We start from the raw sequence: 12,789 nt of genomic DNA on the forward strand, positions 1-12,789 counted from the left end.
CTCAGCGGGGCGGCCGGGCGTGCGCCAGCTCGGGCTCCAGGCCCTCCTCGACGACCCGTTCCGGCCGTAGCCGCGGGAACGCCGCCGCCGTCACCGCGACCACCGCGATCCCGAGCAGCCATCCCGCCACCACGTCGCTGGTCCAGTGCACGCCCAGCACGACCCGGCTCAGGCCGCACAGCACCGTCACCGCGATCGCCGAGCACCACAGCACCCAGCGCATCGCACCCTGGGCGACCGGCAGCAGCACCAGCACGAAGACCCCGGCGGCCAGCGCCGCGTTGAGCGCGTGCCCGGACGGGAACGAGTAGCCGGTGGCGCGGGCGACCGGCTCCAGCAGGTCGGGGCGGTGCCGGCCGACCAGCAGCTTCAGCAACACGCCGAGGATGCCGCCGACCGCCATCGTCGTGGCCGCCCACAGCGCGAGCCGCTTGGCCCGGCGCCGCAGCAGCCAGATGACCAGGAACAGCGCCGCCGCCCGCAGGGGCATCGGGGCGAAGATGTTCGTCAGCCAGATGTTCGCCCCGGTCCAGTGCGGATGGCCCAGCGCCCAGGTGTGCAGGGAGTTCGTGACCGTCCGGTCGAGGTCGTGCAGGGGGGACCAGCCGCCGGCGACGAGCGCGGCGATCAGCGCGAACGGCACGAGTCCCAGCAGGGCCAGGGCGGACGCCGTCGTGAGCCGCTTACCGAGCTTCATCATCCCTCTCTACCCCAGAACCGCTTTCTAAATCTATGCACATATGTGGACGCATTTCCTGTATGTAGACCCGCTGTTACTACGGACCGTGGATGGCGCGGCAGCTGGGTCCCGGCCGGTTCCTGCCGGTCACCGTCTCGTCCGGGCGCAACATCACCGCGTACGCCGTGCGGGCGACGACTGCAAGCTGCGGATCGCGGTCGGGCAGAAGGACGACACCTCTGCGGCACCGATCACCGTGTCCGTGTCAGTGGGCGGGCGCGACCGGCGGCCGGTCGCCGGCGGCGTGTACGACGCCGCCGCGGGCCGCACGTCCATCTCCTGGGCCGGGCAGTACGAGGACAACTACGTGCAGTCCTACGAGCACCGCACCGGCGTCCGGAGCGATCCGGTCCGGGTGGCCGGCGGCGACAGCGACTCGCACAACTACCCGACGCCGATCCAGGCCGCCGACGGGCACCGGCACGACCGCTACCACCGCAACATCTACTACACCGCCTTCGACCCGGCCTCGGTGACCTTCCGCTCGGCGGCACGACTCTCGGGGTGGCGCCGTTCGTGGTGTGGATGCAGCTCGACGCGGCCGGCGTGGTGCACACCCACACCGGGACGTGGGCGGGGCGCGCGGGCTGGCGCACCCGGGACGTCGCCACCCGGGTGCGGGTCCGCGACATGGAGCCGGCCGGGCCGGCGAGCTGGCGGATCTACGCGACCCCGGCGGGCGGCACGCCCGGCATCGGCGCCTACCGGCTGACCGCGGGCAGCCTCTGGCGGTACGAGGCCACGATCGCCACCCCGAAGCCGGTGCAGCGCATCGAGGTGATCGACGGCTACCGTGACCCGCCCGGATCCTGGCCACCGGGGGCAGAAGCGCCCGCGACTTGGCGGTGGCCGACGGCGCTATTTACGTCGCGGGCCGCCCCCGGCCGTGATAATCCTGGCAACCATGCTGGGTGATCTGGTGCGACTGCGAGCCATGGAACCGTCCGACGCCGAGGCGCTGTGGCGGTGGAACCACGACCCGCAGGTCATGCGCTGGATGCAGGACAACCATCCCCAGTCGCTGGCGCAGGTGACGCGGTGGCTGGGCGAGGAGCGGACCCGCAACGAGTACGGCGACGTGCTGCTGGGAGTCGAGGTCCAGGCCGATGACAAGCTCATCGGCCTGGTCCGGCTGCACGGCGCCGAGCCCGAGCTGGGCATCGCCGAGCTGGACATCTATCTGGGCGAGAAGAACTACTGGGGCAAGGGGTACGCGACGGACGCGGTGCGTACCGTGTGCCGCTACGGCTTCGACAAGATGCGCCTGCACAAGATCACCCTGACCGTGGTGCCGGAGAACGAGGCGGCCTGGCGCGCGTACCGCAAGGTCGGCTTCGTGCAGGAGGGCCGCCTGCGCGAGGTGTTCCGCCGCGACGGCCGGTGGTACGACCAGTACACGATGGGTCTGCTGGCCGGCGAGCTGATCGACGCCTGAATCCGGTACCCCGGATGGCCGGATGATCCTTTAGGATCTCCGGCCATCACGGGGAGGAAATTTCACATGTGGCCCTTCAGGAAGCGCGGTCCGGCGGCGGCCGGCCTCACGATCGATCCAGCCAACGGTGACCCGCAGGTGCGCGCGCTGATGACCGCCGTGGCGACGCGGGAGCGGTCCACGATCCGCGCCATCCTCGACGGGGCGCCGGATCCCGACACCCAGGCGTACCTGATGGAGTACGCGGCCGGTGTCGACGGCGTGCAGGACTGGATCGGCGAGTGGATCGCCGCCGAGCCGCACGCCACGCTGCCGCTGCTGCTGAAGGGCTGCCACGGCGTGTTCTGGGCCTGGGAGGCCCGCGGGGGCGCCCGGGCCGAGCACACCCGCGAGGAGCAGTTCCGCGAGTTCCACCGCCGGCTGCGGATCGCCGAGAACCCCCTGGACGAGGTCGCCGACCGCGACCCGGACAACGTGACCGCGTGGACCTGGCTGGTGACCTCGGCCCGCGGCCGGCAGGTCGCCCCCGACGAGGCCGCCGCCCGCTTCGCCGAGGTGGTCAAGCGTCACCCCGCGCACGTCGTCGCGCACGAGCAGCACCTGCAGTACCTGTGCGCCAAGTGGTTCGGCAGCGACGAGCAGATGTTCGCCTTCGCCCGGGAGGCCGCCGCGGCCGCCCCGGTCGGCAGCCTGGTGCCGGAGATCCTGGTCGTCGCGCACATCGAGAAGTGGCTGTCGCTGCCGCGGGGCGAGGACGACGCGTACCTGCGCAGTGCGCCGGTGCGTGCGGACATGCTGGCCGCGGTGCAGAAGTCGCTGTTCCACCCGGCTTTCACCGCGGGCGTCGGCTGGTTCCCGCGGGCCAACTCCTTCGCGATGGGCCTGGAGAAGGCCGGCGAGCTGGAGGCGGCGGCGCGGGTCTTCGACATGATCGGCGACCGGGTGACCGAATGGCCGTGGAGCTACAGCGGCGACGTCGTCACGGAGTTCGCGGCGGCCCGGGAACGGGTGTATCAGCACCGGGGCTGAGGTTACGGGCGCAGGCGGCCAGGGTCTCGAGCAGTTCCTGCTGCCGTTGCGGGCTCAGGCCCGTACACATTCTCTTCTGCACCGCGCTGACCGCCGAGCTGGCCGCACGCAGCTGATCGCGGCCGGCCGGGGTCAGCTCGGCCGGTAGTTCGCGGCCCCGGGCGGCGGTGGCCGGCCGGATGACCAGCCCTCGCTCCTCGAGGCCGTGCAGCACCACGTTCATCGACTGGCGGGTGACGAAGGTCCCGCGGGCCAGTTCGGCGTTGGACAGGCCGGGGCGCTGGCCGAGCAGCTCCAGGCAGGCGTACTGCGGGACGGTGAGCTGCAGCGGTCGCAGCACCGCATCCATCGCGGTGCGCAGCGCCACCGCGGCCTCTTTGAGGACGTAGCCGACGGCGTTCTCCACCGGCCCGAGCATTTCTTGTTGCACCATGTCAGCATCCTGACATACGCTGCCGGATGTCAGGACTTTGACATAGCGAATCCCGAGACGCCAGGAGTGCGCCATGACGGTTACCGGACCGGACTTCATCGCCCTGCAGGTGCGCGACCTGCCCCGCGCCGCCGCCTTCTACGAGCAGTACCTCGGCCTGCGCCGGCTCCCGGCCGGCCCGCCCGGCGCGGTCGTCTTCGCCACCGAGCCCGTGGCCTTCGCGGTGCGCGAGCCGCTGCCCGGCGTGGATCTCGACGCCGGCCGGCCCGGGCTGGGCGTCGCGCTGTGGCTGCACAGCACGGACAGCCAGGCGTTGCACGATGCGCTCGCCGCCGCCGGCGTGCCGATCGTGACGCCGCCCTTCGACGGCCCGTTCGGCCGCACCTTCACCTTCACCGACCCCGACGGCTACGCCGTGACGATCCACGACAAGCCGTGACCACCTTCCGGATGCGGGCCCGCGGCCCGTTCTCGTTGCGCAGCGCCGCCCGCTTCGTCGAGGGGTTCTCGGCCGGGCAGGGCGGCGGCGACGAGGCCCGGCTCGATCTGGCGTTCCCGGCCGAGCACGGCTGGACCCCGGTCGGCGTGCGCGTCACCGAGGACGGTGCCGGGCTGCTCGCCGACGTGGTCGCCAATCCCGGGGCGGTGCCGCTGGAAGCCATCCGGGCGCAGGTCGAGCGCATCCTGTCGCTGGACGTGGACGGCGCCGGCTTCGTGGCGGTCGGAGAACGCGATCCGGTCATCGCGGACCTGCGGGCGCGCTACCCGGGACTGCGGCCGGTGCAGTTCCACAGCCCGTACGAGGCCGCCGTGTGGACGATCATCGGGCAGCGCATCCGCCGGACGCAGGCCGCGGCCATCCGTACCCGGCTGGCGACCCGGCTGGGGGAGCCGATCGACTTCGGCGACGCACAGCTGCCGGCGTTCCCCGCGCCCGACCGGCTCGCGGGCCTGCGCGAATTCCCGGGTCTGACCGGCCGCAAGATCGAGCAGTTGCAGGCACTGGGCCGGGCGGCCGACGACGGACAGCTCGATGCCGCCCCGCTGCGGGCCGTGCCGCCCGAGGAGGCGCTGACCCGGTTGCAGACCCTGCCCGGCATCGGCCCGTTCTCCGCCGAGCTGATCCTGTTGCGCGGCGCCGGTGACCCCGACGCCTTCCCCCGCAACGAGAAAAGGCTGCACCGGGCCATGGCCGTCCGCTACGACCTCGGCGACGATCCGGATCTCGCGCAGCTGGAGGCGGTCGCCGAGCGCTGGCGTCCCTGCCGCACGTGGGTCGCGTTACTGCTGCGCGCCTGGCTGGCCGACGAGGTCGCCGCCGGCCGGCTCGCCGACGTCCGGTTCAGCCGATGATCACGGTCTGCAGCTCGGTGAACGCCTCCATCGGGTGGGCGCCGCCGACGCGCCCGAGGCCGCTGTCGGAGCCGGAACGCCCGCCGAACGGCAGGTGGCTCTCCCAGTAGTTGGTGGACTCGTTGATGTTGACCCAGCCGGTGCGCACCGCGTCGGCGAAGGCCAGCCCGGTGCTCAGATCGGCGGTGTAGACGGCGGCCAGCAGCCCGTACCGGGAGGCGTTGGTCAGCTCGACGGCCTCCTCGAGGCCGCTGATGGCGACGATCGGGGCGATCGGGCCGAAGGTCTCCTCGGTGGCGGCCGCGGCGTCGGCCGGGACGCCGGTGAGGACGGTGGCCGGCCAGTACAGGTCGGTGGCGAAGCCGGTGGCCCGGGCCCCGCCGGTCAGCGCCGAGGCTCCGCGGCGGACCGCGTCGGCGACGTGTTCGTCCATCTTGGCCGCGACCCCGGCATTGTTCAGCGGGCCCATGGTGGTGGCGTCGTCCAGCGGATCACCCAGCCGGACGTGGTCGGTGACCGCGCGGGCCAGCCGCTCGGCGAAGTCGTCGCGCACCGCGTGGTGCACCAGCAGCCGCTCGCCCGCGGTGCAGCTCTGCCCGGCGCACAGGAAGCAGGCCTGCAGGGCGCCCTCGACGGCCCGGTCGAGGTCGGCGTCGGCCAGCACCACCAGCGGACCGTTGCCGCCCATCTCCAGCAGCGTCGCCTTGCCCGCCGCGGCGCCGGCCACCGAGCGGCCGGTGGCCGTGGAGCCGATGAAGGCGACCGCGTCCGTACCGGGATGCCGGGCGATCTCGTCGCCCACCACCGGGCCGGGGCCGGTCACCAGATTGAGCACACCGGGCGGCAGGTCGGCCTCCGCGACACACTGCGCCAGCGCGACGGCCGACACGGCCGTCGACGGCGCCGGCGTCCAGACCACGGTGTTGCCGCTGGCCAGCGCGGGGGCGATGAGCTCGGCGGGCATCGTGTACGGCCAGTTCCACGGCGTGATCACCCCGACCACTCCGCGCGGGCGCCGCACCAGCAGGGCCCGCTTGCCGGTACTGGCCGAGTTCGGCAGCAATCCGCCCAGCCGCTTGCCGTCCTCGGCGGCCATCCGCCAGTACGTGACCAGCTCGTCGACCTCGTCGTAGGCCTCGGCGCGCAGCGGCTTGCCCTGGTCCAGGGTCAGCGTGCGGGCCAGATCGTCGCGCCGGGACTCGATGACGTCCGCGACCCGGTGCAGCAGGGCGGCCCGCTCGAAGGCGGAAAGCCGCGCCCAGCCGATGGTGGCCCGGCGGGCGGCGGAGATGGCGGCGCGGGCGTCCTCGCGGTCACCGTCGGGCACGGTGCCCAGCTGCTCGCCGGTCGCCGGACTGCTCGCGACGGTGGTGGCGCCGGACAGCGCGGAGATCCACACGCCGTCCACGAACATCTGATGCTGCATGACTCTCCCAGCCGGCCGGACGATGAGGCGAGCCCACCCTAGTCGGTGAAGATCTCCCATCCGGGAGCGCGAGTCGTGTTGGCGACTTCACGGGCCGTGACGACGCGGTACGGTCGCCGCACCTCGCCCGTCCCGCTCCCGCGCATCGGAGGCGTCATGACCGCCACCAGCACCCCGGCCGACCTGGCCGGCGCCGTCCGGGTCCTGCGCCCGCTGCTCGCCGACCGGCTGCTGCTGGCCGGGGACGCCGGGTTCGCCGCCGCCCGCCAGGTATGGAACGCGGCGGTGACGCGGCAACCCGCGGCGATCGCCCGCTGCACCGACGGGGCGGAGATCAGCGCGGCGGTACGGGCCGCCCGCGACGCCGGCCTGCCGCTGTCGGTGCGCTCCGGCGGCCACGACTGGGCCGGCCGGGCCCTACGCGAGGGCGGACTGGTCATCGACCTCACCGGCATGCGCGGCGTCACCGTCGACGCGGCCGGGCGCACCGCCACGGTCCAGGGTGGCGCGATCACCGCCGACCTGCTGGCTGCCACGACCCCGTACGGGCTGGCCACCGCGACCGGCGTCGTGCGCGCCGTCGGCCTGGCCGGGCTGACCACCGTCGGCGGCTACGGCCCGCTGATCGGCCGCTACGGCCTGAGCCTGGACAACCTGCTGGGCGCGTCGGTCGTGCTGGCCGACGGCACCACGGTCACCGCCGGACCGGACGACGACACCGAGCTGTGGTGGGCCCTGCGCGGCGGCGGCGGCAACTTCGGCGTGGTCACCGAGCTGCGCTACCGGCTGCACGAGGTTCCCTCGATCCTGACCGGCATGCTGATGTTCCCGTTGGAGCAGGGCGCCGCGGTCCTGTCCGGCCACGCCGAGATCATGGCCGGCGCCCCGGACGAGCTGAGCGTCATGACGGGCTTCCTGCCCGGCCCGAGCGGGCCGCTGGCGTTCCTGTGCCCGTTCTGGTGCGGCGAGCCCGCCGCGGGCGAGCAGGCGATCGCCCGGCTGCGCTCCCTGGGTGACCCGATCGTCGACCAGATCGGCCCGATGCCGTACGCGGCCGCGCTGAGCATGTTCGACCGCAGCATGGTCGACGGCAACCACTACCTGCTGCGCACCCGCTGGCTGCCCGACGTACCGCCCCCGGCAGTGGACGCCCTCGTCACCGCCGCCACCGAGATCACCTCCCCGTTCTCAGCCCTGATCCTCAACCGCTTCCACGGCGCCGCGTCCAGAGTGGAACCGGCGGCGACGGCCTTCGCCCAGCGCGCGCCGCACACCGTGCTGGAGGTGATCGCCGCCTGGCAGCCCGGCGAGCCGGCCGAACCTCATCGCGCGTGGGCGGAATCGACGGCGACGGCGCTGGACGAGCTGGCGCTGCCGGGCGGCTACCCGAACCTGCTGGGCCCGGACGACGAGGACCGCTCCCGCGACTCCTACGGCGCCAACCTGAGCCGGCTGCTGGCCGCCAAGCGCCACTACGACCCGGACGACGTCTTCGCCTCGGCCGTCCCGTCCCTATTCGGGCAGTGACATCGAGTCCGATGTATAGGCTGCGAAGGTATGGAGACAAGCGGTGAACTGACCGTCGCGGAGGCGCTCGCCAGCCTTCGTGAGCAGCTGATCGACGCCGTCGAACGGTCCGAGGGCGAGGACATGCGCTTCGTCTGCACCAGTGTGGACGTGGAGTTGCAGGTCAGCGTCACGTCGGTGCGCAAGGGTGAGGCCAAGGCAGGTCTGTGGAGCGTGGTGACCGTCGGCGGCGGTGTGGATCATTCCAACGCGTCCGTCCACAAGATCAAGCTGACGCTCGTACCGGAGTTCCAGGGGCGGCGGGGTGTCAAAGTGGCTGACCAAGGGAAGCGGTAGCTCAGATCCGCGGCGGTCCCGGAACGGGGTGCGGGGGCGGGCCGGGTGGCGGGATTTCCGGCCCCCACTGTTCCCAGATCGATTCGACGTCGCTGACCGACACTGCCGTTGCACGCCAGGACACCAGGACGGTGCGGTACGGCGTCAGCGTTCCGGACACTTCGTGCCAGCTGTAGCCGGCGCCCACGGGACCCGAGTCGTCGACGAAATGCACCTCGGTGCTCTGCGGCGTCCCTGCGGCCGGATCGACGTGCCATCGCGCGGTCCACTGGTGTGCGCCCTCCTGCTGGGACACGTCACACCGCCCTTCCCTCCACTGGCCGGGAAAACGGTCGGGTGTGTAGAAGTATCGCCAGGTGTCGACGATCCGCCAGCGCCGCGGCTCATCATGGTGCCGCGGCGGGCCGGGATCCGGATCATGCGTCGTCCGCCGCTCCACAACCCGGCCAGGAACGTCGAGGTCAGGAGCGTGGGTCGGTGCTGGGCGCGGATCGGGCGCCGGGCTCGGCCGGATCGCCTGGGCGAGCGCCGCCTCGGCCAGATTGACCGTGACGTCGTAGGTCGCGACCGCACGGTGCAAGGCCGCCTCGCAGTGGTCCAGTTGCCCGGCTGTCGCGTACGGAGCCAGCGTCGTGATGAGCCGGGCGGCTTCGCCGGTGCGCTCGGCTTCGATGATCAGGGATTCGCCGAGCCGTTCGGGCCGCATCGGTTGCAGGTAGGCGTCGTGGGTCCGCGGATACAGATCGGTGAGCCAGGCGACGATGCGATGCAGGCGATCCCCGTCGACGTCGCTCAGCACCGACAGCCGTCGCAGCAGCCGCTTGGCGTTCGCCTCGCTGTCCGCGCCGAACAGGACGCTGGCAAGGACGATCACCCGCAGCGTGTCCGGGTCGAGTCCCAGGCCTCGCCGGTTGGCGTGCCGATCGAGGTAGGCCGACTCGTGCTGGAGCAGATCGGCTTCGATGCTGAGCGTCCGGCGCGTGGTTCCCCGCCGCGGGAGCAGATCGGTCAGCACCGTCATCTGCAGGGTGAGTGCATCGGAGAATTCGTAGGCGTCGAGCGGCCGATGGCGTACGGCCAGCTGCGCCGCCTTGACCGGCCAGTCGATGGCTTGGGCGTCCGGCGGCTGATCCGCGCGGACTTCGGCCCGGGACAGGCGCAGAGCGAACTCCCGCGCACATCGCCGGAATGCGGCATGCCGCTCGGTGACCGTCGGATACAGCGGCGGCAGCGCGATGAGGCGCTGCTCGTCGAGACGCATCCGGAACGGGGGAGCGGTGAGCCAGGACGGGCCGGCACGGGTCAGCAGCAGCAACCGGAGTGGCCGGGTCCCGATCCGCGCCTTCGCCGCACTGAAGACGCTGCTCAGCCGGGCGGGACTGACCGTCTCGGCGTAGTCGATGACGAGCAGCAGCGGCGTCACCGCGGTGCGGATGCAGGTGCCGGCGATGTCCGGGAACTCGGCCGAGGAATCGGGGTCGAGGAAACCGCCCGTCCAGCCCTGTTCCGTCCGCAGGCGCAGCAGTTCGCGGGCCAGGCGCGTCTTGCCGGCACCACCCGGTCCCTGGACGACGAATACCTCCGATGCCGCTGCCGGCCCATCGCACCACGCTTGCAGCCGAGCCAGTTCGTCTCCGCGGCCGTCGAAGGACGCCACTGCCGACTCCGGCAGCAACAGCGAGGCGGGCGAATGCAGCAATGACGGAAAGCGTGGCAGCAGGGCGCCCGACAGCTCGACCGGTTCCACGATCGGTGGCCGCCCGGCGTGGCGCCGGAACACGTCGCGGAACTCCGGGTCGTCGGCGAGGGGCCACACCGGTGCCACGCCGAGCGCGGAGTGGTCGCTCGCGCCCCGGTCCTCGACGATCACTCCGAGGATGGCGTCGCACCGGGGAATCCGGCTGTCGGCGCAGGCGACGGCCGCGCCGGAAGCACCGTAGTGGGGAGATCCTCGCCGGCCCCGGAACGACGCTCCGGCCGTCACGTCCATCTGGTCGACGGGCGCGAAGTGGGCCGTGCCGGCCGACATGAATCCCTGATACTGCCGGGTGTCGAGGGTGTCGTCGGTGCGCTGCCCGATCGGGAAGCCGATCGCTGCCGTCTCCACCCGTTCGGAGCCGGAGATCGTGCGGCCGAACGGAACAGGGGCGATTCTCGTCGCGGGCCATTGCGGATCGTCGACGGACAACAGCGCGATGTCCCGGTCGCCACCGGCACGCCAGGCGACCTGCGCTGCGCTGGCCCTGCCGTCGAGTGCCGTCACAGTGATCGCGGCGTCGTCGCGGCCGACGATGTGTTCGGCGGTCAGGACGAGTCCTTGGGCGATCAGGTAGCCACTTCCCACTGCCGGGTCGTTCGAGCGCGATGCGCGCTGCACGGCGACGACCCGGTCCCGGGCGATGCTCATCGCATCATGCGATTCGGCGGTCCGGACACTGTGCGGCACCTCCGGGAGGTGAGCTTTCCCTTGTTCATAGCCGCGCCGACCGGTTGCCGCAACCGGACACCGCAGATCCTCAGTCGAGGTTGAGCAGCCCGTTGTCCAGCGCCGCCGGTGTCCAATGCCGGTAGCCGACCGAGTCGAACACCACCGTGAGCTCGTCTCGTCGCGCGTCAGCAACGTCCCTAGCGGTCGGGCAGCTCGACGGTGACGGCGAGGCCACCTCCGGGGCGCGGGTCGGCGGTGACGGTGCCGCCGTGGGCGGTCACGATCGACCGGACGATGGACAGGCCCAGGCCGCTGCCCTCGGTCGAGCCGATCCGGTCGGTCAGCCGGCGGAACGGTTCGAACAGCCCCGGGATCTCGTACGCGGCGATGACCGGCCCCGGATTGGTGACCGTGAGCCGCTGACCGGCGCAGGAGATGCGCACCTCGCCGTCGGGCACGTTGTAGGTCATCGCGTTGCGCAGCAGGTTCTGCACCAGCCGTTCCAGCAGGACCGGATCGCCGTGCACCGGTGCCGGTTTCAGCGACGCGTGCAGGGTGATGCCGGCGGCGTCGGCCTCGGGCCGGGCCACGTTGACGAGCCGCTCGGTGACCGCGGCCAGGTCGACCGGTTCGCGGGTCGTCAGGTGCTGTTCGGAGCCGGCCAGCACCAGCAGGCCCTCGATGAGCCGTTCGTGGCGGGTGTTGACGCTGAGCAGGGTCTCACCGAGCCGGCGGGTCTCGGCCGGCGCGTCGGGCCGGCTCAGCGCGACCTCGATCAGCGTCCGGTTGATGGTCAGCGGGGTGCGCAGCTCGTGCGAGGCGTTGGCGACGAAACGGCGCTGTGAGCCGAAGGCCGCGTCCAGGCGGGCCAGCATGTCGTCGAAGGTGTCGGCCAGCTGCCGCAGCTCGTCCTTCGGGCCGCTGAGGCCGATGCGTTCGTGCAGGTTGCGGTCCGCGACCCGGCGGGCGGTCGCGGTGATCTGCTGCAGCGGGCGCAGGGTCCGCCCGGCCATCAGCCAGCCCAGCCAGATGCCGATGACCGCCACCCCGGCCAGCGCGATGACGCCGCGTTGCAGCAACGAGGTCAGCGTCTGCCGGCGGAACTGCGCCTGCAGCTCCCCGGCGAGGCGCACCAGCTCCACACTTTCCGCATCCTGGGTCGCGGTGAGGCCCTGCGGGACGGTCTCGAGCGCGGCCGCGGGCGCGGCGGCGATCCGCACCCCAGGTACGGCCAACACGGCCTCCTGGCTGAAGGAGCTGGTGTTCAGCGCCTGCGCGAGCAGCAGGTAGGTGATGGCCAGCAACGCCGCCCCGGCCAGCAGGAACACCCCGCCGTAGAGGGCGGTCAGCCGGGCCCGGACGGTCAGTCGGTGGGTCGTCACGGGATCTGGTACCCCACTCCGGTCACGGTGGTGACCACCTGCGGCGGTCCGAGTTTGCGGCGCAGCGTCAGGATCGTCACCCGCACCACGCCGGTGAACGGGTCGGTGTGCTCGTCCCAGGCTTTCTCCAACAGCTGCTCACTGCTGACCACCGCCCCGTCGGCGCGTAACAGCTCCTCCAGCACGGCGAACTCCTTGCGGGACAGGGCGACGTGGTGCCCGTCGCGGTAGACCTGGCGGCGAGCGGTGTCCAGGCGGAGGCCCGCGCGTTCCAGCACCGGTGGGGCCGCCGGGCGGGCGCGCCGGCCCAGGGCCCGGACCCGGGCGATCAGCTCGACGAACGCGAACGGTTTGGGCAGGTAGTCGTCGGCGCCCAGGCCCAGACCGGCCACCCGGTCGGCCAGCGCGCCCGAGGCGGTGAGCATCAGCACCCGTACGGGCGAGCCGGAACGCACCACCGCCCGGCACACGTCGTCGCCGTGCACCACCGGTAGGTCCCGGTCCAGCACGAGCACGTCGTAGCTGTTGACCGCGAGCCGTTGCAGGGCGGCGTCGCCGTCGTAGGCCGTGTCGACAGCCAGCGACTGCAGCCGCAAGCCCTCCGCGATCGCCTCGGCCAGCACGACCTCGTCCTCCGCCACCAGTATCCGCACCGGGCCATGGTGCACGGCGAACCCGTTAGAACCCTGTTAGCGCCGGCG

13 protein-coding genes are annotated in these 12,789 nt (G+C 72.3%); 7 read left to right on the forward strand and 6 right to left on the reverse strand.

Annotation, left to right across the window (positions count from 1 at the left end; genetic code table 11):
* Position 1: 1 nt before the first annotated feature.
* Positions 2–697: a phosphatase PAP2 family protein gene (locus Aau02nite_RS00595; protein WP_212986279.1), complete on the reverse strand. Its 696-nt coding sequence runs from the start codon at positions 695–697 to the stop codon at positions 2–4.
* Positions 698–1,243: 546 nt separating this feature from the next.
* On the opposite strand from Aau02nite_RS00595, the gene Aau02nite_RS00600 reads away from it, so the two are divergent.
* From Aau02nite_RS00600 to Aau02nite_RS00610, 3 genes are all read left to right on the forward strand, one after another.
* On the forward strand, positions 1,244–1,654 hold the full coding sequence (locus Aau02nite_RS00600; protein WP_212986280.1) for a hypothetical protein: 411 nt from the start codon (positions 1,244–1,246) through the stop codon (positions 1,652–1,654).
* Positions 1,644–2,174, forward strand: a complete 531-nt coding sequence (locus Aau02nite_RS00605) for a GNAT family N-acetyltransferase (protein WP_212986281.1) — start codon at positions 1,644–1,646, stop codon at positions 2,172–2,174. The genes Aau02nite_RS00600 and Aau02nite_RS00605 overlap by 11 nt, the downstream gene beginning before the upstream one ends.
* Positions 2,175–2,240: 66 nt before the next feature.
* Positions 2,241–3,203, forward strand: a complete 963-nt coding sequence (locus tag Aau02nite_RS00610) for a DUF4034 domain-containing protein (protein WP_212986282.1) — start codon at positions 2,241–2,243, stop codon at positions 3,201–3,203.
* Here the strand turns inward: Aau02nite_RS00610 and Aau02nite_RS00615 are convergent.
* On the reverse strand, positions 3,154–3,636 hold the full coding sequence (locus Aau02nite_RS00615; protein ID WP_212986283.1) for a MarR family winged helix-turn-helix transcriptional regulator: 483 nt from the start codon (positions 3,634–3,636) through the stop codon (positions 3,154–3,156). The two genes, Aau02nite_RS00610 and Aau02nite_RS00615, sit on opposite strands and share 50 nt — an antisense overlap.
* Positions 3,637–3,709: 73 nt before the next feature.
* On the opposite strand from Aau02nite_RS00615, the gene Aau02nite_RS00620 reads away from it, so the two are divergent.
* Both Aau02nite_RS00620 and Aau02nite_RS00625 read left to right on the forward strand, forming a co-directional pair.
* Positions 3,710–4,075: a VOC family protein gene (locus Aau02nite_RS00620; RefSeq protein ID WP_212986284.1), complete on the forward strand. Its 366-nt coding sequence runs from the start codon at positions 3,710–3,712 to the stop codon at positions 4,073–4,075.
* Complete coding sequence (locus tag Aau02nite_RS00625) at positions 4,072–4,989, forward strand: DNA-3-methyladenine glycosylase family protein (protein ID WP_212986285.1); 918 nt, start codon at positions 4,072–4,074, stop codon at positions 4,987–4,989. Before Aau02nite_RS00620 ends, Aau02nite_RS00625 begins: the two co-directional genes overlap by 4 nt.
* On the opposite strand, the gene Aau02nite_RS00630 is transcribed toward Aau02nite_RS00625, so the two are convergent.
* On the reverse strand, positions 4,979–6,415 hold the full coding sequence (locus Aau02nite_RS00630; protein ID WP_212986286.1) for an aldehyde dehydrogenase family protein: 1,437 nt from the start codon (positions 6,413–6,415) through the stop codon (positions 4,979–4,981). The genes Aau02nite_RS00625 and Aau02nite_RS00630 overlap by 11 nt on opposite strands.
* Before the next feature lie 156 nt (positions 6,416–6,571).
* On the opposite strand from Aau02nite_RS00630, the gene Aau02nite_RS00635 reads away from it, so the two are divergent.
* The gene (locus Aau02nite_RS00635; RefSeq protein ID WP_212986287.1) at positions 6,572–7,942 is read left to right on the forward strand and encodes an FAD-binding oxidoreductase; all 1,371 of its coding nucleotides are present in this window, start codon (positions 6,572–6,574) and stop codon (positions 7,940–7,942) included.
* A 30-nt stretch (positions 7,943–7,972) separates the two neighbouring features.
* On the forward strand, positions 7,973–8,278 hold the full coding sequence (locus Aau02nite_RS00640; protein ID WP_212986288.1) for a trypco2 family protein: 306 nt from the start codon (positions 7,973–7,975) through the stop codon (positions 8,276–8,278).
* A gap of 1 nt (position 8,279) precedes the next feature.
* Here Aau02nite_RS00640 and Aau02nite_RS00645 read toward each other — a convergent pair whose 3' ends face one another.
* From Aau02nite_RS00645 to Aau02nite_RS00655, 3 genes are all read right to left on the reverse strand, one after another.
* The gene (locus tag Aau02nite_RS00645) at positions 8,280–10,685 is read right to left on the reverse strand and encodes a trypsin-like peptidase domain-containing protein (protein ID WP_212986289.1); all 2,406 of its coding nucleotides are present in this window, start codon (positions 10,683–10,685) and stop codon (positions 8,280–8,282) included.
* 218 nt (positions 10,686–10,903) lie between these two features.
* Entirely contained in the window at positions 10,904–12,088 is a 1,185-nt protein-coding gene (locus Aau02nite_RS00650; protein ID WP_212986290.1) for a sensor histidine kinase, read from the reverse strand.
* Positions 12,085–12,741 (reverse strand): response regulator transcription factor, encoded by a 657-nt coding sequence (locus tag Aau02nite_RS00655; RefSeq protein WP_212986291.1) that lies wholly within the window; start codon positions 12,739–12,741, stop codon positions 12,085–12,087. The genes Aau02nite_RS00650 and Aau02nite_RS00655 overlap by 4 nt, the downstream gene beginning before the upstream one ends.
* Between the last annotated feature and the right edge of the window lie 48 nt (positions 12,742–12,789).

This window comes from Actinoplanes auranticolor, assembly GCF_018332655.1.
Lineage (GTDB): Bacteria > Actinomycetota > Actinomycetes > Mycobacteriales > Micromonosporaceae > Actinoplanes > Actinoplanes auranticolor.

What these genes read in the sequence shown, in the direction of transcription:
- Aau02nite_RS00595 (WP_212986279.1), bottom strand. Translation starts at nt 697, where the DNA reads ATGAAGCTCGGTAAGCGGCTCACGACGGCGTCCGCCCTGGCCCTGCTG.
- Aau02nite_RS00605 (WP_212986281.1), top strand. Translation starts at nt 1,644, where the DNA reads ATGCTGGGTGATCTGGTGCGACTGCGAGCCATGGAACCGTCCGACGCC.
- Aau02nite_RS00610 (WP_212986282.1), top strand. Translation starts at nt 2,241, where the DNA reads ATGTGGCCCTTCAGGAAGCGCGGTCCGGCGGCGGCCGGCCTCACGATC.
- Aau02nite_RS00615 (WP_212986283.1), bottom strand. Translation starts at nt 3,636, where the DNA reads ATGGTGCAACAAGAAATGCTCGGGCCGGTGGAGAACGCCGTCGGCTAC.
- Aau02nite_RS00620 (WP_212986284.1), top strand. Translation starts at nt 3,710, where the DNA reads ATGACGGTTACCGGACCGGACTTCATCGCCCTGCAGGTGCGCGACCTG.
- Aau02nite_RS00630 (WP_212986286.1), bottom strand. Translation starts at nt 6,415, where the DNA reads ATGCAGCATCAGATGTTCGTGGACGGCGTGTGGATCTCCGCGCTGTCC.
- Aau02nite_RS00635 (WP_212986287.1), top strand. Translation starts at nt 6,572, where the DNA reads ATGACCGCCACCAGCACCCCGGCCGACCTGGCCGGCGCCGTCCGGGTC.
- Aau02nite_RS00640 (WP_212986288.1), top strand. Translation starts at nt 7,973, where the DNA reads ATGGAGACAAGCGGTGAACTGACCGTCGCGGAGGCGCTCGCCAGCCTT.
- Aau02nite_RS00645 (WP_212986289.1), bottom strand. Translation starts at nt 10,685, where the DNA reads ATGAGCATCGCCCGGGACCGGGTCGTCGCCGTGCAGCGCGCATCGCGC.